Here is a 17250-nt window from a genome sequence, read left to right as displayed (position 1 = left end):
TGCGTCGGCGACGCAGAGATATGCTGCGTGTCTTAGCGGAAGCCCTATTCCGCCATTGAATACATGGACCAATTGACAATGAATACGCATGACCATCTCGTCTGTGTTGATGAAGATGCAAAGGAATTGGTTGTTTTTCGGGTGGGGGCAGATGGGAAGAGGACCTTGTTCACCAGGGTGGCGCTTCCGCAGGTTGAGGGATGGTCTGCCGAGTTGCAGGATCTTGCGAAAGCGCTCGGCGAGAACCTGCTGATCGACTCTCCGGTCATCCGGCGGATTCTTAATGTGTGAGACATGAAACAGGGAGCTCCTCAGCCCTCCAGGAAGGCATAGCATGAGAGCGTTTGATCTGCGGAGATTGAAAAAGGACGCGAAGAAAAGCGGCATGCGGGTCGTTGGAAATTTCTTGATTGCCTCGTATACGCGAGATGTGATCTCTGGGTTTGCGATAGACCCTGCACCGTCTGCTATCTACTTATGGACCTTCGTACTTCCGACCTATGATGATTTGCCGTTCCTGCACATGTCTCTAGGCCAGAGGGTTGCAGTTGCGAAAGGAGATGAACGTTTCTTCTGTGGCATGCATACTGAGTACGTCGAAAATCTTGAGAGGGTGAGAACTGCGGCAGACCTTTTGATCTATGTTGACGACCTTGACTTCAGGAACGACTACTCCGAATGGATAAAGTACATATCCGCCATTCGGCTTGGCGATTTCTTGGCGGCGGATGCCACGCTGAAGAATCTCCTGGCTTTGCCAATGTCCAGTGCGGTCCAACGTAGATTGGATGCGATTATCTCCGTCCTGAAGAATGGTGGTGAATCGGGCGCGCAGCATCTTCTGGAGACGTGGTCTGTTCAGACGGCTCGATTGGTCGGCGGCAGCTCCTGGGGCAGCGGACGGTAGCGAATCGCCTCGCTGCGCGTAGCCCTAACGCAGCAGGGAATACCACGCTCTGGCAGCAGATCGTTTACCTGCAGTGATACCAACCGCATGAACGCGGTGAAGCAGGGTAATGCCGTGCAGGAAAGCTACGCCTAAAACCATCGCGGCGAACGCGTGCTGCGCAAGCCGGCCGGTGGTGCGGCTCAGATCACGTTGTACGACGAAGCAGGGCAGTGGCTGGGCAACTATTCGGCCACGGGGCAGGCGCAGCAACAGTCGATCTGGCTGGACAACTATCCGGTGGCACTGATCAATGTGCCGAGCGCGGGCGTACCGGAACTGGCCTACGTCCAACCGGACCATTTAGGCACGCCGCGCGTGGTGATCGACCCCGTGCACGATGTTGCGATCTGGGAGTGGAGCAACAAGAGCGAAGTGTTCGGTGATCAGATTCCTAGTGCTGATCCGGATGGCGATGGCGTGGCGTTCGACTTGGCGCTGCGCTTCCCCGGGCAGCAGTCGACGGATGCGAGTGGGCTGTTCTATAACTACCAGCGCGAGTATGACCCCGCAGTGGAGCGGTATTCGCAGAGTGATCCGATTGGTCTGAGTGGCGGGATCAACAGCTATCTCTATTCATCTGCTATGCCTGCAGGCCGGACGGATCCGCTTGGACTGAAAGACTATTCAGCATGTGAGACAAACGAGGAACTGACGTACGCAAGGCGCAGCGCCCTCAATCCACTTGGAGTCACGATGGTTTTTTTGAATAGCACCACCATTCTTGACTATAGGGCAAAGAATGATGGTCGAATCGGAAAGGATCGAGATACCTTTTTGGTGGACGGAAATAGGTTGAGTGCAGAGAGCTTCGGAAACTACGTTGCGGGATATGGTGYCGCCTACCTTTGGGGCCCAGTTGGCTGGGGGGTGACGAGTCTCGCGGGTATGGTGTATGACATCGCAGACGTGTTCCAGGGGCGACCATACAACTGGGATATGGATAGCAGAGCCGATATCGACGCCGGTGCAATCAGAGCGATGCATGAGATGTTGGGGAACAGGCCTACGGGCTGCGGCTGCGGGGGATAGGACAATGATATGGACGCTGGTTACTTTCTACGCAGTTCTCTCGGTACTTACGTATTTCGCAATGGTCGGCAGAACTCCTACCAGACGGCTGTTCTCCTCGATCGGAATCGTTGTTGTTCAGATAGCTGCACTTGTGTGGATTCAGATCATTGCCAGAGCGCTGGGTTCGCAGGCAAATCATGGGTCTTTTTCTCTGGGAGTCGGTGAGCTCTACCTCGCCATACGGCCCATCCTCTTGTTCAACGTGGCAGTGTGCATCGCGCTTGTTCTGATCTTTCTGGTTGCTCTATCCGGAAAGAGGGCGGCAGGCGAGTGAGCGAGGGGCAATGCTGTTGTTGAGACGGAGTAACACGCGAGACAAAGGGGGGGGGCTGCAGTGCCGGTGGGCTTTTTCCCGTTCGCTGGTGAGCCTGGAGGCGCAAGGTGCATTCCAAGCGAGTCCCGTTCACCCCTCCACCTGCAACCGCCCCACAGCCTGCGCACTCAACGCCAGGCACGCCAGCATCAGCCCCTCCATCACCCGGTCGCCCACATAGTCCTCGGGCTCGCCGTTCTGCCGGGTCCGCTCGGCCGCCAGCAGCACTTCCTGTACCACCCGCAACCCGGCCAACGCGCAATCCGAATCGGCCAGCGCCATGCAGCGCCCGTGCAACTGGTGTCGCTCTGGCCAGGGCTGCCCGTCGGCGGCGGCGCCTTTGCCGATGCGCTTCAGGTTGGCAATCAGGGTATGCGCATCCGCGCAGGGCACAGCCTCTGCCAGGTCATCGGCATTGGCCGGGTCACGGTAGGCGTGCAGGTGGGGAAGATCAGATCCGTTCATGGCGAGGCTCCGTGCAAGGCAATCGGTAGCCGCCACACAGAGGTGGCGGGCGGTACGTGGTTCGAATCCGGGTTGACGTCAAGCCGGTGGGCGCGAACGCCCCCACGCACCGCCCGCCATAGCCGGCAGACGGATTGCCAGCCGGCGCCACGGAATGTGGACGCCGGCTGGCAAGCGCAATCACTCAACGCCAACGCGGGATTCGAAACCCGGCCACCCGTTTTCGGTGGCACGCCATCTGAGCCCGCGTCGCTGTGCAATGCCAATCAGAGAAGTTGCAAATAACTCACGATTGGAGACGCTTTCGGCATTGAACCACGCTGTTAAGTACTGGCAGCGCTGGCTGCCGCGTTGGTCCACCGCGACCAGGCAATCTGCGACAGGGGTCGTGGTTGTAGGGGATGCGCGGGATGTGTGAGCGGGTTGATGGCGACAAGCCATGGGTAGCGCTGGACTATGCCCGGCGAGCAACGTGGTGTGGCGCACGGATGCACTCCTCCGGGCATGGCCCGGCGCTACCGTTTCCGTCGCGCCTTGACGTTCCCCGCCACCAAGCGCAGGCTTGCCCAGCACGTTTCCTAAACACAAAGGAGACTTATGACAGCTACCGCGTCTCTGCATCCCACGCCCGACACCCAAGGCCGTTCACGCCTCTGGAACGTCTTCTGGCTGCAAGGGGTCATCCCCAGCAACATGCTCTGGGCCGTTGCCCTCTGGGCCCTCGCCAACCAGCGCACCACACTGGTGCTGGCGATGTTCGCCGTGCTGCTGCTCTATACCGGTTGGATCATCCCCGCAGTCTGGCGCGCGGCGCCCACCGCGCGGACCCCGAACCTGGGTGTTGCCGCGCGCGGGCTGACCGTAGCCTGGGGCCTGAATACGGTGCTGGTGATCTTCTTCCTGACCCTGCAGCTGGTGACTCAATAGAACTGGATCGGCTCACCGCTGCGGTCGAAGGCGGCGAAGCGGCCGATCTGGCCGTCGTTGATGGCGTTGACCATCAGCCGCAGCGGGCGGGTGGCCTCGTCGGTGCTGGGGGCGAAGCCTGCACGCCCATCCATTGCCGCCACGAACACCATGTCCCACTCCACGCCGGTGGTGGTGGACTCGCTGGCCAGTGCCTGGAAGCTCGGCACCTCGGCCGGCAGCTTGTCCACGCACAGCACAGGCGACAGGGTGCCGCCCTCACGCCGGTCATGCCGGTCGCGCTGGTCGTCGGTGGGCGATTCGGGCAGGTCGGCGCGGGCGAATACGAACAGCAGGCGTTGCGGTTCGGCCTGTTCGCTGGCGGCCTGCAGCAATTGCTGGAAATCATTCATCATCATGATGGCTGTCACACGCACGCTGCACGGAAAGCCGCATGCTGCCATAACGTCCGGGCGGCGTGGTCGGCGGCGATTGATTTAAGTCATCCCGCTGCCAATGCCTGCCGCGTAGGCTGGCGTCAGTCTCAGCAGGCGAGGGTATCCGGGCCGTTCCGGGCACAGGCAAGACGGTGGAACAACAAGGTGGACCAGCCATGAGCCAACTCACCGACGGATTCGGGCGCAGCTTTCCTTACCTGCGCCTGTCGTTGACCGAGGCCTGCAACTTCCGTTGCAGCTACTGCCTGCCCGATGGCTACCGGGCCGACGGCCGCCCGCGCTTCCTGGCGGTGGACGAGATCGCGCGCCTGGTGCGCGCCTTTGCCATGCTGGGGATGACCAAGATCCGCCTGACCGGTGGCGAGCCCAGTCTGCGCAAGGACCTGGACGAGATCATCGCCACGGTGGCGGCCGTGCCGGGCATCCGCAAGGTGGCCATCACTACCAACGGCACGCTGCTGCCGCGTCGCCTGCCGGGCTGGCACCGCGCCGGCCTGACCGCGCTGAACGTAAGCATGGACAGCCTGCAGCGCGAGCGCTTCAGGACCATCACCGGCCACGACCGCCTGCCGGAAATCCAGCAGGGGCTGGAGATGGCGCAGGCACTTGGCCTGCCGGCCATCAAGCTCAACGCGGTGCTGCTGCGCGGCCTGAACGACGACGAGCTGCCGCAGTGGATGGACTTCCTGCGCGACCGTCCTTTCAGCGTGCGCTTCATCGAACTGATGCGTACCGGCGACAACGAAGCTTATTTCCAGCGCCACCATCTGCGCGCCGACGTGGTGATCGAGCAGCTGCTGGCCGCTGGCTGGCACGAGCGCCCGCGCGCGGCCGATGCCGGCCCGGCACGCGAGTTCAGCCACCCGCAGCATCGCGGCACGGTGGGCATCATCGCCCCGTACTCGCGTGACTTCTGCAAGGGCTGCAACCGCCTGCGGGTGACCGCCAAGGGTGACCTGCGGCTGTGCCTGTTCGGCGAATTCGGCGTGCCGCTGCGCCCGCTGTTGCAGAGCGACGACGACCAGGACGCGCTGCTGGCACGCATCACCACACAGCTTGGCCTGAAAGCGGCCGGGCACGGATTGCATCAGGGCCAGACCGGGTTGACCCCGCATCTGGCTTCGATTGGAGGATGAGGAACACGATGAGTGGTGAATTGACTGCGGCCTTCCACATGGCCGATGTGCGTGACAAGCGCGTTACCCGCCGCCGCGCGGTGGCGGTGGGCGAGCTGCATGCCGGGCCAGTGGCCTACCCGCTGATTGTCGAGCGCCGGTTGCCCAAGGGCGATGCGCTGGTGATGGCCGAGATAGCCGGGCTGCAGGGCGCCAAGATGGCCTCGATGCTGATGCCGCTGTGCCACCCGCTGCCGCTGGAACTGGTGCAGGTGTACTGCGCGCCGGTGCCGGAGCGGCAGGCGATACGCGTGTGGTGCGAGTGCGCCAGCGAGGCCCGCACCGGTGTGGAGATGGAGGCGCTTGCCGGCGTCAACGCGGCACTGCTGACCCTGTACGACCTGAGCAAGCCGGTGGAGCCGGCGCTGCGCATCGAGGGCATCCGCCTGTTGTTCAAGGAGGGCGGCAAGCGCGGCCTGTGGCTGCATCCCGACGGCATGGACGAGGGTGAGCGCGCGCGCTTCAGGCCGCGCCCGCCGAAGGGCCTGAACGGTGCGGCCTGCGCGGTGATCACCCTGAGCGATCGCGCCAGTGAGGGTAGCTATGCCGACGAGTCCGGCCCGAAGCTGGTGAGCGGGCTGCAGACGCTCGGTGGCGAGGTGGTGGCTGCCGAGGTACTGCCCGATGGCATCGAACCGCTTGCGGGTCGCCTGCGTGCGCTGGCGGGCGAGGGCGTGCGCCTGTGCCTGTGTACCGGCGGCACCGGGCTTGGCCCGCGTGACCTGACCCCGGAGGCGCTGCGTTCGTTGAATGCGCGACCGGTGCACGGCTTGGCGCAGATGGTGCGCGCGTTGAGTGCGCAGCACACGCCGATGGCCTGGCTGAGCCGGGCCGAGGTGGTGCAGCTGGATGACATGCTGGTGTTTGCGCTGCCGGGCAGCCCGYGTGCGGCCGCGCAGTGCCTGGACATTCTGGCGCCGGTGCTGGGCCAYGCGCTGGCGATGGTCGATGGCGGTGGCCACGCATGATTGCCTACAGCGAAGCGCTGCAGCACCTGATGGAGGCCGCCACGCCGCTGCCGGCCGAACACTTGCCGCTGCATGAGGCGGGTGGACGCATCCTGGCCACGGACATCATCAGCKGGCAGTCGTTGCCGCCGTTCGACAACTCGGCGATGGACGGCTTCGCGCTGCGCGCCAATGGCACGCCGTTCGAAAGCGATACCGAATTTGTGGTGCAGGGCTGGCAGGCGGCGGGCGACGCCGGTGCCGAGGGCGGCGACGGCGCCTGGGAAATCATGACTGGCGCGCGCATGCCGTTTGGGCTGGATACGGTGGTGCCGATCGAGAACGTGGAGATCCTTGCCAGCGAGCAGGGTCGCCCGACCCGCATTGCGTTGAAGAGCGGGGTGAAACCTGGCCAGAACGTGCGCCTGCGCGGACAGGACGTGGAAGAAGGCGAGCGCGTGCTGCAGGCCGGGCAGGCCTTGGACATCAATGCACGCACTCTGCTGCACGCCATCGGCGTGGCCGAGGTGGCGGTGGTGGCACGGCCGAAGGTCGCGGTCATTGCCACTGGCAAGGAGCTGGTGACCGAAGCGGCGCAGGCGCTGGAGTCCGGACAGATCCGTGACAGCAACCGGCCCTACCTGATCGGCCGCCTGCAGGCCGCCGGTGCGGAGGTGGTGTGGCAGGGCACGGTAGGCGATGACGTGGCTGCCTTCGATGCGGTGCTGGACGACGCGCTGGCTGCGGGTGCGAAGGTGCTGATCAGCACCGGCGCAGTGTCGGCCGGCCGCTACGACTTCATTCCCGATGCGCTGCGCGCCCGCGGCGCCCGCATCGTGTTCCACAAGGTGGCGATCCGCCCGGGCAAGCCACTGTTGTTTGCAGTGCTGCCCAATGGCGCGCTGTATTTCGGTCTGCCGGGCAACCCGGTGTCGGCGGCGGTGGGGCAGCGTTTCTTCGTTGAACCGGTGCTGCGTCGCCTGCTGGGCCTGGCCGCAGAGCCGCTGCTGCAGCTGCCGTTGCAGGCCGATGTGCGCAAACCGCCGGGCCTGCGCTTCCACGCGCGTGCGCGGGTGGACGTGGACGCGCAGGGGCGCTTGAGCGCGCGCGTGCTGTCCGGGCAGGAATCGTTCCGTTTGAAATCCATGCTGCAGGCCAACGCCTGGGTGGTGCTGGAGGGCGAGGGGGACCTCGTCGCGGCCGGCACACCGGTGCGCGTGCAGGGCTGGGGCCACCAGGACCCGCTGCAGCTGGCAACCCAGGAGTCATGATGAAGCAGGTGAATCTGCAGTTGTTCGGTGCGTTTTCTGATCTGGATGACAGCCGCGAGATTGCGCTGGAGGTGGCCGGTGGCACGGTGGCCGACCTGCGCCAGGCGCTGCGAGAGCTGCTGCCGGTGCGCTTTCCCGGTTTCCGCGCCGGGTTGCTGGACTATTCTGCCTTTGCCGACCAGCAGCGCGTGCTGCGTGACCACGAGGCGCTGCCTGCCGATGGCAAGGTGGCGATCCTGCCGCCGGTGAGCGGGGGCTGAGCCATGAGCAGCAACGTGACGGCAAAGGTGGTGGACCGTGCGCAGCGAGCCATCGACCCGGTCGAAGGCATCGCGGCGGTGTCCGACCCGGCATTCGGCGGCATCGATGTGTTCATCGGCAAGGTGCGCGACTTCAATGTGGGGCGGCCGGTGACCGGCATCACCTATGACCTGTTCGAACCGCTGGTGCTGAACGAGATCCAGCGCCTGGCGGCGGAGATCGAGGCGACGTTCGGGCCGAAGCTGAAGCTGTATGTGGCGCATGCCAAGGGCCGCTTGGGCATTGGCGATGTGGCGGTGGTGGTGGCTGCGGGCAGCCCGCACCGTGATGAAGCGTTCCGCGCGTGCCGGCAGTTGATCGAGGCGGTGAAACACCAGTGCCCGATCTGGAAGCAGGAACATTACGAGGACGGCGACAGCGAGTGGAGCGAAGGCTGCACGCTGTGCCACGCCGACAGTGAACCGGCCCATGAGCACCACTGACGCCAGTAGATCCACGCCATGCGTGGATGGCGCCTTCCCCTCACGCTTGGCAGACGCAGCCACGCATGGCGTGGCTCTACTGAGGCGTACCTGCACGGTTACTCCACGCGTGGATGGCGCCTTCCCCTCGCGCCCGACAGGAGCGGCCACGTATGGCGTGGTCGGGTTTCCCGCGTGACAACGCCCATTGCCGGCATCCTTCTGGCCGGCGGCCTGTCCAGCAGGATGGGCCGCGACAAGGCATTGCTGCCCTGGCAGGGGCGCACCCTGCTGGAGCACATGCGCGGCACCTTGCGGCTGGCCGGGGCAGACCGGGTCTGGGTGAGCGGGCGTTACCCTGCCTTCGGTGGCATACCCGACCAGATCACGCGTTGCGGGCCGCTGGGAGGCCTGTTCAGCGTGGCGATGCAGATGCCCGATGGCCCGGCCTGGGTAGTTCCGGTGGATACGCCGCGCTTGACCCCGGATCTGCTGCAGCAATTGCGTGACGGGCATCGCAGCGCTTGCACGATCTTTGACGGGCATCCGCTTCCGATGCTGTTTAATGTGGACAATGAAAGTCGCACGATCCTCGAAAACATGATCCACGATCCCCTCGGCCCGCGTTCCCTGCAGGCCTTGCAACACCGGCTGGATGCGCAGAGCCTGCGCCTGGCCCACGCTGATGAAAGCGCCCTGATCAACTGCAATACCCCCACCCAATGGGAGGACGTTGCCTCATGAAGGTGCAGTTGCAAGGACAGACAATGCGTCTGCGCCTGGACGAGGCCGAACTGGCCCGGCTGCTGGCCGGTGAAACGGTGGAGAACCTGACCCGGTTCGGCGGCAGTGGTGGTTGGGGTACCGCCGTTTCGCTGCACGGTGGCGAATCGGCCGTGCTGCTCGACAGCGGCACCGATTGCCGCCTGGTATTGCCCCGGTCTTCCGTGGAGGACCTGGCCGGGCGCCTGCCATGCCGCGATGGCCTGGCCTTTGCGCTGTATCTGGACGACGGCACCACGCTGCAACTGCAGTTCGATGTGGATGTGCGCGACAGCGTGCGCCAGCGTGGCGTGACCCGCCGCGGTTCCGCGTCACCGGTTTGACATTTGTCAGGGGTAGGCTGAAAACCCGCCCCTGATTGATCCAGATCAACCCCGTCGTTGCTGCTGCACGGCCTAATGGCTGCATGACGACGGGTTACAACTTGAAAGCAGTACCCACGTCATTCCACAGCCTTGGAGCCATGTATGACCGTCGGTAGCGATCCTGTTGTCCGCAGCACTGCCAGTCCCGGTCGCGTCATCAGCGACTGGACGCCGGAAGATCCCGGCTATTGGGAGCGCACCGGCAAGCGGGTCGCCACCCGCAACCTGGTCATCTCCATTCCCTCGCTGCTGCTGGCCTTCTCGGTCTGGGTACTGTTCTCGGCGGTGACCATCAGCCTGCCGAAGATCGGCTTCGGCTTCAGCACCGATCAGTTGTTCTGGCTGGTGGCACTGCCCAGCCTGTCCGGCGCGACGCTGCGCATCTTCTATTCGTTCGTGATTCCGATCTTTGGCGGTCGCCGCTGGACGGCGCTGTCCACTGCGTCGCTGCTGGCCCCGACGATCTGGCTGGGCTTTGCGGTGCAGAACCCGGCCACGCCGTACTGGGTGTTCGTGGTGATCGCGATCCTGTGCGGCTTTGGTGGGGCGAACTTCTCCTCGTCGATGTCCAACATCTCCTTCTTCTATCCCAAGCAGAAGCAGGGCCTGGCGCTGGGCCTGAATGCCGGCCTGGGCAATGTCGGGGTGTCGGTGGCCCAGGCGGTGATTCCGCTGGTGATCACGGTGGGCGTATTCGGTGCCCTCGGTGGTGCGCCGCAGCCGGTGGTGGAGGGCGGTGCACCGCTGTACCTGCAGAATGCCGGCTTCATCTGGGTGCCGRCCATTGCGTTCTGCGCGGTGGCGGCCTGGTTCGGCATGAATGACCTGACCAGCGCGCGTTCCTCGTTCGCCGAGCAGGCGGTGATCTTCCGCCGCAAGCACAACTGGCTGATGTGCTGGTTGTACATCGGCACCTTCGGTTCCTACATCGGCTTCTCTGCTGGCTTCCCGATGCTGGTGAAGAGCCAGTTCCCCGCCGTGAACCCCTTGGCCTACGCCTTCATCGGCCCGTTGCTGGGTGCGCTGATGCGCTCGGTGGGCGGCAGCATGGCCGACCGCTGGGGTGGTGCGCGGCTGACGTTCTGGGTGTTCGCGCTGATGATCGCAGCGGTGTTCGGCGTGCTGCATTTCCTGCCCAGCGATGGCCAGGGCGGCAACTTCTACGGCTTCCTCTTCAGCTTCATGGCGCTGTTCGTGCTCAGTGGCATCGGCAACGGCACCACCTTCCGCATGATCCCGGTGATCTTCCGCACGCTGCATGAGCGCCTGTCGGCAGGGGCCAACGCTGAAGGCAAGGCCGCGTCGGCGCACCAGGCCAGCATCGAGTCGGCTGCGGTGGTGGGCTTCTCTGGTGCGATCGGTGCCTACGGCGGCTTCTTCATTCCCAAGAGCTATGGCTCTTCGATCACGTTGACCGGCAGCCCCGATATGGCGCTGTACGGGTTCGTCGTTTTCTATGTCACCTGCCTGGCCGTGACCTGGTGGTGGTACTACCGGCGTGGCGCTGAGACGCCCTGCTGACATGAAAACGCACCGCAGCCAGATGACACACACAGCCACGATGCAGATGTCCGCAAAGGGAGACCCCCGATGAGTTATTTTCTTGATCGCTTGCAGTTCTTCAAGCGTGACCCCCAGCCCTTTGCCGATGGCCATGGGTTTGCCAAGAGCGAAGGCCGTGACTGGGAGAACAGCTACCGGCAGCGCTGGCAGTACGACAAGATCGTGCGCTCCACCCACGGGGTGAACTGCACCGGTTCGTGCAGCTGGAAGATCTACGTCAAGAACGGATTGGTCACCTGGGAAACCCAGCAGACCGACTACCCGCGCACRCGCCCGGACTTGCCCAACCACGAGCCGCGTGGCTGCCCGCGTGGCGCCAGCTATTCCTGGTACCTGTACAGCGCCAACCGCCTGAAGTACCCGCTGATCCGCGGCACGCTGCTGCGCCTGTGGCGCGAAGCACGCAGGACCCAGGGGCCGGTGGATGCCTGGGCCAGCATCGTGGAGGACAAGGAAAAGGCGCGCTCGTACAAGACCCGGCGCGGCATGGGCGGTTTCGTGCGGCTGAACTGGGAAGAGGCCAACGAGATCATCGCGGCTTCCAACCTGTACACCGTGAAGCAGTATGGGCCGGACCGCGTGGTCGGATTCTCGCCGATTCCGGCGATGTCGATGGTGTCCTACGCCGCCGGCGCGCGTTACCTGTCGCTGCTGGGCGGCGCCTGCCTTTCCTTCTACGACTGGTACTGCGATCTGCCGCCGGCCTCGCCGCAGATCTGGGGCGAGCAGACCGACGTTCCCGAATCGGCCGACTGGTACAACAGCCGCTACATCATCGCCTGGGGCTCGAACGTACCGCAGACGCGCACGCCGGATGCGCACTTCTTCACCGAGGCCCGCTACAACGGCACCAAGACGGTCTCGATCTGCCCGGACTATTCCGAGCTGGCCAAGCTGACCGATCATTGGCTGCACCCCAAGCAGGGCACCGACGCCGCGTTGGCGTTCGCCTTCGGCCACGTGATCCTGCGCGAGTTCCATGTGGATTCGCCGTCGCAGTACTTCCAGGACTACTGCCGCCAGTACTCGGACATGCCGATGCTGGTGCGCCTGGAGCGCCGCGCCGATGGCCGCCTGGTGGCCGGCCGTTTCCTGCGTGCCAGTGAGCTGGGAGGGTTGGGCGAAGCCAACAACCCGGACTGGAAGACCCTCGCTTACGACGAGACCAGTGGCCAGATCGTGGTGCCGAACGGTTCGATCGGTTTCCGCTGGGGTGAGAAGGGGCGCTGGAACATCGAGGAGAAGGCCAGCAACGGTGCGGCGACGCGCCTGCGCCTGAGCCTGTCCGAGGCCAACGATGGCATCGAGGCGGTCAGCTTCCCGTATTTCGGTGGCATCGAGAGTGACGGCTGGACCGCCGCCCCGGCCGAGGAAGTACTGGATCGCAACATTCCGGTACGTCGCCTGGCGCTGGATGATGGCAGCCAGACGCTGGTGGCGACGGTGTATGACCTGCTGCTTGCGCAGTACGGCGTGGACCGCGGTTTCGGCGGCGCCAACGTCGCCAGGAGCTTCGATGAGAACGTGCCGGGCACGCCCGCCTGGCAGGAACGCATCACCGGCGTGTCGCGCGGGGAAGTGATCGAGATCGCCCGCGAGTTCGCGCGTACCGCCGACAAGACCCATGGCCGCTCGATGATCATCGTCGGTGCCGGCATGAACCACTGGTTCCACAACGACATGAACTACCGCGGCCTGATCAACATGCTGATCATGTGCGGTTGCGTGGGCCAGACCGGCGGCGGCTGGGCGCACTACGTGGGCCAGGAAAAGCTGCGCCCGCAGACCGGCTGGCAGCCGCTGGCGTTCGGCCTGGACTGGAGCAAGCCGCCGCGGCACATGAACGGTACGTCGTTCTTCTACTTCAACACCGGGCAGTGGCGTTACGAGAAGCTGCAGGTGGACGAACTGCTGTCACCGCTGGCCGACGCCAGCAAGTACAGCGGCAGCCTGGCCGACCTGAACCTGCGCGCGGTGCGCATGGGCTGGCTGCCAAGTGCGCCGCAGCTGGACCGCAACCCACTGCAGCTGGTGCGCGAAGCCGAAGCGGCTGGCGTGGCACCTGCCGACTACGCACTGGGCAAGTTCAAGGACGGTTCGCTGGACTTCGCCTTCGCCGACCCGGATGCCATCCAGAACCACCCGCGGATGATGTTCATCTGGCGCTCGAACCTGCTGGGCTCTTCGGGCAAGGGCCATGAGTACATGCTGCGGCACCTGCTGGGCACCCGCCACGGCCTGCAGGGCAAGGACCTGGGCGAGATGGGCGCAGTGAAGCCGGAGGAGGTGAGGTGGCGCGACGAGGCGCCGGAAGGCAAGCTGGATCTGCTGGTGACGCTGGACTTCCGCATGTGCACCACCGCACTGTACTCGGACATCGTGCTGCCCACCGCCACCTGGTACGAGAAGGACGATCTCAATACCTCGGACATGCATCCGTTCATCCATCCGCTGTCGAAGGCGGTGGACCCGGCGTGGGAATCGCGCAGTGACTGGGACATCTTCAAGGAGGTTGCGCGCACCGTGAGCGAGATGGCGCCCGGCGTGCTGGGCGTTGAGAAGGATCTGGTGCTGGTGCCTACCCTGCACGACACCCCCAACGAGCTGGGCATGCCGTTCGGCGTGGCCGACTGGAAGAAGGGCGAGTGCGAGGCCATCCCCGGCCAGACCATGCCGTCGATGACGGTGGTGGAACGCGATTACCCGAACCTGTATCGCAAGTTCACCTCGCTGGGGCCGCTGCTGGACAAGCACGGCAATGGTGGCAAGGGCATGAACTGGGATACCAAGCACGAGGTGGAATTCCTCGGCAAGTTGAACCACACCGTGCACGAGGAGGGCGTCAGCCAGGGGCGGCCGGCCATCTCGACCGCGATCGACGCGGCCGAAGTGATCCTGCACCTGGCCCCGGAAACCAATGGCCATGTGGCGGTGAAGGCCTGGGAGTCGCTGGGCGGCTTCACCGGCCGCGAGCACACCCATCTGGCGGTGGGCAAGGAACACGAGGCGATCCGCTTCCGTGACATCCAGGCGCAGCCACGCAAGATCATCTCTTCGCCGATCTGGTCCGGGCTGGAAGACGACAACGTCAGCTACAACGCCGGCTACACCAATGTGCACGAGCTGATTCCGTGGCGCACGGTGACCGGTCGCCAGCAGTTCTACCAGGACCACGAGTGGATGATCGACTTCGGTGAGGCCTTCATGAGCTACCGGCCGCCGGTCAACACCCGCACCATCGAGCCGCTGCTCAACCAGCGCTCGAACGGCAACAAGGAGATCGTGCTGAACTGGATCACCCCGCACCAGAAGTGGGGCATCCACAGTACCTACAGCGACAACCTGATCATGCAGACGCTGTCGCGCGGTGGCCCGATCGTGTGGATCAGCGAGGACGACGCGCGCAGTGCCGGCATTGTCGACAACGATTGGATCGAGCTGTTCAACGTCAACGGCGCGATCGCCGCACGTGCGGTGGTCAGCCAGCGCGTGATGCCGGGCATGGCGATGATGTACCACGCCCAGGAACGCATCATCAACGTGCCGGGTTCGGAGATTTCCGGTACCCGCGGCGGCATCCACAACTCGGTGACCCGCATCGTGCTCAAGCCGACCCACATGATCGGCGGTTACGCGCAGCTGGCCTACGGTTTCAACTACTACGGCACCTGCGGCACCAACCGCGACGAGTTCGTGATCGTGCGCAAGATGGACAAGGTGGATTGGCTGGACGATGAACAGGGAAGTTCGAGTGTCGCGGGCGCAGGACGCGCAGGAGCGACCGGTGAAAGTGTTCCTGCAATGGCCAAGGAGGTGGTGTGATGAAGGTCCGTGCACAGATCGCGATGGTGCTGAACCTGGACAAGTGCATCGGCTGCCACACCTGCTCGATCACCTGCAAGAACGTCTGGACCTCGCGCGAGGGTGTCGAGTACGCCTGGTTCAACAACGTTGAAACCAARCCGGGCATCGGCTATCCGAAGGAATGGGAGAACCAGGAGAAGTGGAACGGCGGCTGGGTGCGTACCGGCAGCGGCAAGCTGGTGCCACGCGCTGGCGGTCGCTGGCGGATGCTGGCCAAGATCTTCGCCAACCCGGACCTGCCGCAGATCGACGATTACTACGAGCCGTTCGACTTCGACTACCAGAACCTGCACACCGCCAAGGACAGCCAGCACCAGCCGACCGCACGGCCGCGCTCGCTGATCAGTGGCGAGCGCATGCAGAAGATCGAGTGGGGCCCGAACTGGGAGGAGATTCTGGGCTCGGAGTTCAGCAAGCGCTCGCGCGACTACAACTTCAATGAAGTACAGAAGGAGATCTACGGCGCCTTCGAAAAGACCTTCATGATGTACCTGCCACGCCTGTGCGAGCACTGCCTGAACCCAGCGTGCGTGTCGGCGTGCCCGTCGGGCGCGATCTACAAGCGCGAGGAAGACGGCATCGTGCTGATCGACCAGGACAAGTGCCGTGGCTGGCGCATGTGCGTGTCGGCGTGCCCGTACAAGAAGATCTATTACAACTGGAAGAGCGGCAAGTCGGAGAAGTGCATCTTCTGCTACCCGCGCATCGAGATGGGTGAGCCGACGGTATGTTCGGAAACCTGTGTCGGCCGCATCCGCTACCTGGGCGTGATGCTGTACGACGCCGACCGCATTGCCGAAGCCGCATCGGTGGCCGCCGAGAAGGATCTGTACCAGGCCCACCTGGACATCTTCCTGGACCCGCATGACCCGGCGGTGATTGCTGCCGCACGTGCAGAAGGCATTCCGGACAGCTGGCTGGAGTCGGCCAAGCAGTCGCCGGTCTACAAGATGGCCATCGACTGGAAGCTGGCCCTGCCGCTGCACCCGGAATACCGCACGCTGCCGATGGTCTGGTATGTGCCACCGTTGTCGCCGATCCAGTCGGCCGCCGAGCGTGGCCGCATCGGCATGAGCGGCGAGTTGCCGGACGTGGCCTCGCTGCGCATTCCGGTGCGCTACCTGGCCAACATGCTGACGGCCGGTGACGAGGCGCCGGTGGTGCGTGCGCTGGAACGCCTGATGGCGATGCGCGCCTGGCGCCGGGCCAAGAACGTGGACGGCGTGGAAGACACGGCGGTGCTGGACCAGACCGGGCTGACCGTGGCCCAGGTTGAAGAGATGTACCGCTACCTGGCCATTGCCAACTACGAGGACCGTTTCGTGATTCCGACCGCACACCGCGAGTACGCCAACGATGCCTTCGGCGAGCGCGGCGGCTGYGGTTTCACATTCGGCAACGGCTGCAACGGCGACAGCCCGGCCGACCTGTTCGGGCAGCGCAAGAGCACCAGCTTCGTGGTGAACAACGGCCCGAACCACCGCCGCAAGGAGGTGGTGTGATGAGCGTACTGAAGCTGGTGGGGGTGCTGCTGGACTACCCCCGCGACGAACTGTGGCAGCACGGCGAGGAACTGCTGGCGGCGTGCGATGAGGCGGCACTGACACCGGCGCGGCGCAGGCAGTTGCGTGGTTTCGTACAGCAGTTGCTGGACAGCGATCCGTTGGATGCGCAGGCCGCCTGGCTGGCGACCTTCGACCGTGGCCGCTCGATGAGCCTGCTGCTGTTTGAACACATCCACGGCGAATCGCGTGACCGTGGCCAGGCCATGGTGGACCTGGTGGAGACCTACCGCCGCAACGGCTTCGAACTGGATGCCCGTGAGCTGCCGGACTACCTGCCGCTGCTGCTGGAGTTCCTGGCCCACCAGCCGGAGACCGAAGCGCGCGAGTGGCTGCACCATATCGGCCACATCGCCGGGATGCTGGCCGCGCGCGCCACCGAGCGTGAGCTGCCGCACGTGCCGCTGCTGGAGATCCTGGTGGAAGCTGGTGACGGCAAGGTCAACCTGGAGGCGCTGCGGCAACGCGCCAGTGAGGAACCCCGCGACGATACGGCCGAGGCGATGGACCGGTTGTGGGAAGAGGAAGCGGTGCGTTTCGGTGCCGAAGCGCCCGCTGAAGACTGCAAGCCACCGACGCGCTCGCCGGCCCGTCCTGTGCATCGTGAGGTCCAGCCATGAACTACTACCTGCATCAATTCGCCTTCCAGTACTACCCGTACATTGCCGTGGCGGTGCTGCTGATCGGCAGCTGGGCGCGCTATGACAAGGCCATGTACACCTGGCGCACCGGTTCCAGCCAGATGCTGTCGGACAAGGGCATGCGGATCGGCAGCAACTGCTTCCACATCGGTATCCTCGCCATCCTTGGCGGCCATCTGGTCGGCCTGCTGACCC

At 64.4% G+C, this 17250-nt stretch carries 18 protein-coding genes and 1 pseudogene; 17 read left to right on the top strand and 2 right to left on the bottom strand.

What is annotated here, in order from left to right:
• The first annotated feature begins 78 nt into the window (after positions 1–78).
• The 4 genes and pseudogenes from AB4Y84_RS01480 (at position 79) to AB4Y84_RS01465 (ending at position 2294) form a co-directional block, all read left to right on the top strand.
• Positions 79–291 carry a hypothetical protein gene (locus AB4Y84_RS01480; protein WP_312108848.1) on the top strand — a complete coding sequence of 71 codons (213 nt, stop codon included), beginning with the start codon at positions 79–81 and terminating at the stop codon, positions 289–291.
• 43 nt (positions 292–334) lie between these two features.
• A complete protein-coding gene (locus tag AB4Y84_RS01475; RefSeq protein ID WP_312108846.1) occupies positions 335–907 on the top strand; it encodes a hypothetical protein in 573 nt (190 codons plus the stop codon).
• Positions 908–921: 14 nt separating this feature from the next.
• Positions 922–1570 (top strand): annotated as a pseudogene (locus AB4Y84_RS01470) (RHS repeat-associated core domain-containing protein); the annotation flags it as partial.
• A 412-nt stretch (positions 1571–1982) separates the two neighbouring features.
• Positions 1983–2294, top strand: a complete 312-nt coding sequence (locus AB4Y84_RS01465) for a hypothetical protein (RefSeq protein WP_033831286.1) — start codon at positions 1983–1985, stop codon at positions 2292–2294.
• Between the two features lie 129 nt (positions 2295–2423).
• On the opposite strand, the gene AB4Y84_RS01460 is transcribed toward AB4Y84_RS01465, so the two are convergent.
• Positions 2424–2798 carry a hypothetical protein gene (locus AB4Y84_RS01460; RefSeq protein ID WP_442244856.1) on the bottom strand — a complete coding sequence of 125 codons (375 nt, stop codon included), beginning with the start codon at positions 2796–2798 and terminating at the stop codon, positions 2424–2426.
• Between the two features lie 597 nt (positions 2799–3395).
• On the opposite strand from AB4Y84_RS01460, the gene AB4Y84_RS01455 reads away from it, so the two are divergent.
• On the top strand, positions 3396–3725 hold the full coding sequence (locus AB4Y84_RS01455) for a hypothetical protein (protein WP_025874336.1): 330 nt from the start codon (positions 3396–3398) through the stop codon (positions 3723–3725).
• Here the strand turns inward: AB4Y84_RS01455 and AB4Y84_RS01450 are convergent.
• Positions 3719–4123: a hypothetical protein gene (locus tag AB4Y84_RS01450; protein ID WP_025874337.1), complete on the bottom strand. Its 405-nt coding sequence runs from the start codon at positions 4121–4123 to the stop codon at positions 3719–3721. The two genes, AB4Y84_RS01455 and AB4Y84_RS01450, sit on opposite strands and share 7 nt — an antisense overlap.
• 194 nt (positions 4124–4317) lie before the next feature.
• On the opposite strand from AB4Y84_RS01450, the gene moaA reads away from it, so the two are divergent.
• The 12 genes from moaA to AB4Y84_RS01390 all read left to right on the top strand — a co-directional run.
• The gene (gene moaA / locus AB4Y84_RS01445; RefSeq protein WP_117310564.1) at positions 4318–5298 is read left to right on the top strand and encodes a GTP 3',8-cyclase MoaA; all 981 of its coding nucleotides are present in this window, start codon (positions 4318–4320) and stop codon (positions 5296–5298) included.
• 8 nt (positions 5299–5306) lie between these two features.
• Positions 5307–6305, top strand: a complete 999-nt coding sequence (gene moaCB / locus AB4Y84_RS01440) for a bifunctional molybdenum cofactor biosynthesis protein MoaC/MoaB (protein ID WP_442249693.1) — start codon at positions 5307–5309, stop codon at positions 6303–6305.
• A complete protein-coding gene (locus AB4Y84_RS01435; RefSeq protein ID WP_442249692.1) occupies positions 6302–7555 on the top strand; it encodes a molybdopterin molybdotransferase MoeA in 1254 nt (417 codons plus the stop codon). Before moaCB ends, AB4Y84_RS01435 begins: the two co-directional genes overlap by 4 nt.
• Positions 7555–7815, top strand: coding sequence for a MoaD/ThiS family protein (locus AB4Y84_RS01430; RefSeq protein WP_025874341.1), 261 nt, complete (start codon positions 7555–7557; stop codon positions 7813–7815). Before AB4Y84_RS01435 ends, AB4Y84_RS01430 begins: the two co-directional genes overlap by 1 nt.
• Positions 7816–7818: 3 nt before the next feature.
• Complete coding sequence (locus AB4Y84_RS01425; RefSeq protein ID WP_033831280.1) at positions 7819–8298, top strand: molybdenum cofactor biosynthesis protein MoaE; 480 nt, start codon at positions 7819–7821, stop codon at positions 8296–8298.
• Positions 8299–8472: 174 nt separating this feature from the next.
• A complete protein-coding gene (gene mobA, locus AB4Y84_RS01420; protein ID WP_033831279.1) occupies positions 8473–9021 on the top strand; it encodes an NTP transferase domain-containing protein in 549 nt (182 codons plus the stop codon).
• Positions 9018–9383 carry a hypothetical protein gene (locus AB4Y84_RS01415; RefSeq protein WP_033831278.1) on the top strand — a complete coding sequence of 122 codons (366 nt, stop codon included), beginning with the start codon at positions 9018–9020 and terminating at the stop codon, positions 9381–9383. The genes mobA and AB4Y84_RS01415 overlap by 4 nt, the downstream gene beginning before the upstream one ends.
• Before the next feature lie 144 nt (positions 9384–9527).
• Complete coding sequence (locus AB4Y84_RS01410; protein WP_442249691.1) at positions 9528–10946, top strand: NarK family nitrate/nitrite MFS transporter; 1419 nt, start codon at positions 9528–9530, stop codon at positions 10944–10946.
• A 69-nt stretch (positions 10947–11015) separates the two neighbouring features.
• The gene (locus tag AB4Y84_RS01405) at positions 11016–14810 is read left to right on the top strand and encodes a nitrate reductase subunit alpha (RefSeq protein ID WP_442244854.1); all 3795 of its coding nucleotides are present in this window, start codon (positions 11016–11018) and stop codon (positions 14808–14810) included.
• Complete coding sequence (gene narH, locus AB4Y84_RS01400) at positions 14810–16354, top strand: nitrate reductase subunit beta (protein WP_442244853.1); 1545 nt, start codon at positions 14810–14812, stop codon at positions 16352–16354. The genes AB4Y84_RS01405 and narH overlap by 1 nt, the downstream gene beginning before the upstream one ends.
• Positions 16354–17034: a nitrate reductase molybdenum cofactor assembly chaperone gene (gene narJ, locus AB4Y84_RS01395; protein ID WP_025874348.1), complete on the top strand. Its 681-nt coding sequence runs from the start codon at positions 16354–16356 to the stop codon at positions 17032–17034. The genes narH and narJ overlap by 1 nt, the downstream gene beginning before the upstream one ends.
• The coding region (locus AB4Y84_RS01390) for a respiratory nitrate reductase subunit gamma (protein ID WP_442249690.1) at positions 17031–17250 on the top strand (220 nt) is incomplete at its 3' end. The genes narJ and AB4Y84_RS01390, both read left to right, overlap by 4 nt.

This window comes from Stenotrophomonas sp. 2YAF22 (genome assembly GCF_052114665.1).
In the GTDB taxonomy this organism is placed as follows: Bacteria; Pseudomonadota; Gammaproteobacteria; order Xanthomonadales; family Xanthomonadaceae; genus Stenotrophomonas; species Stenotrophomonas indicatrix.
Note: the sequence above shows the minus strand (reverse complement) of the source record. Positions and strands in the feature narration are given on the sequence as shown.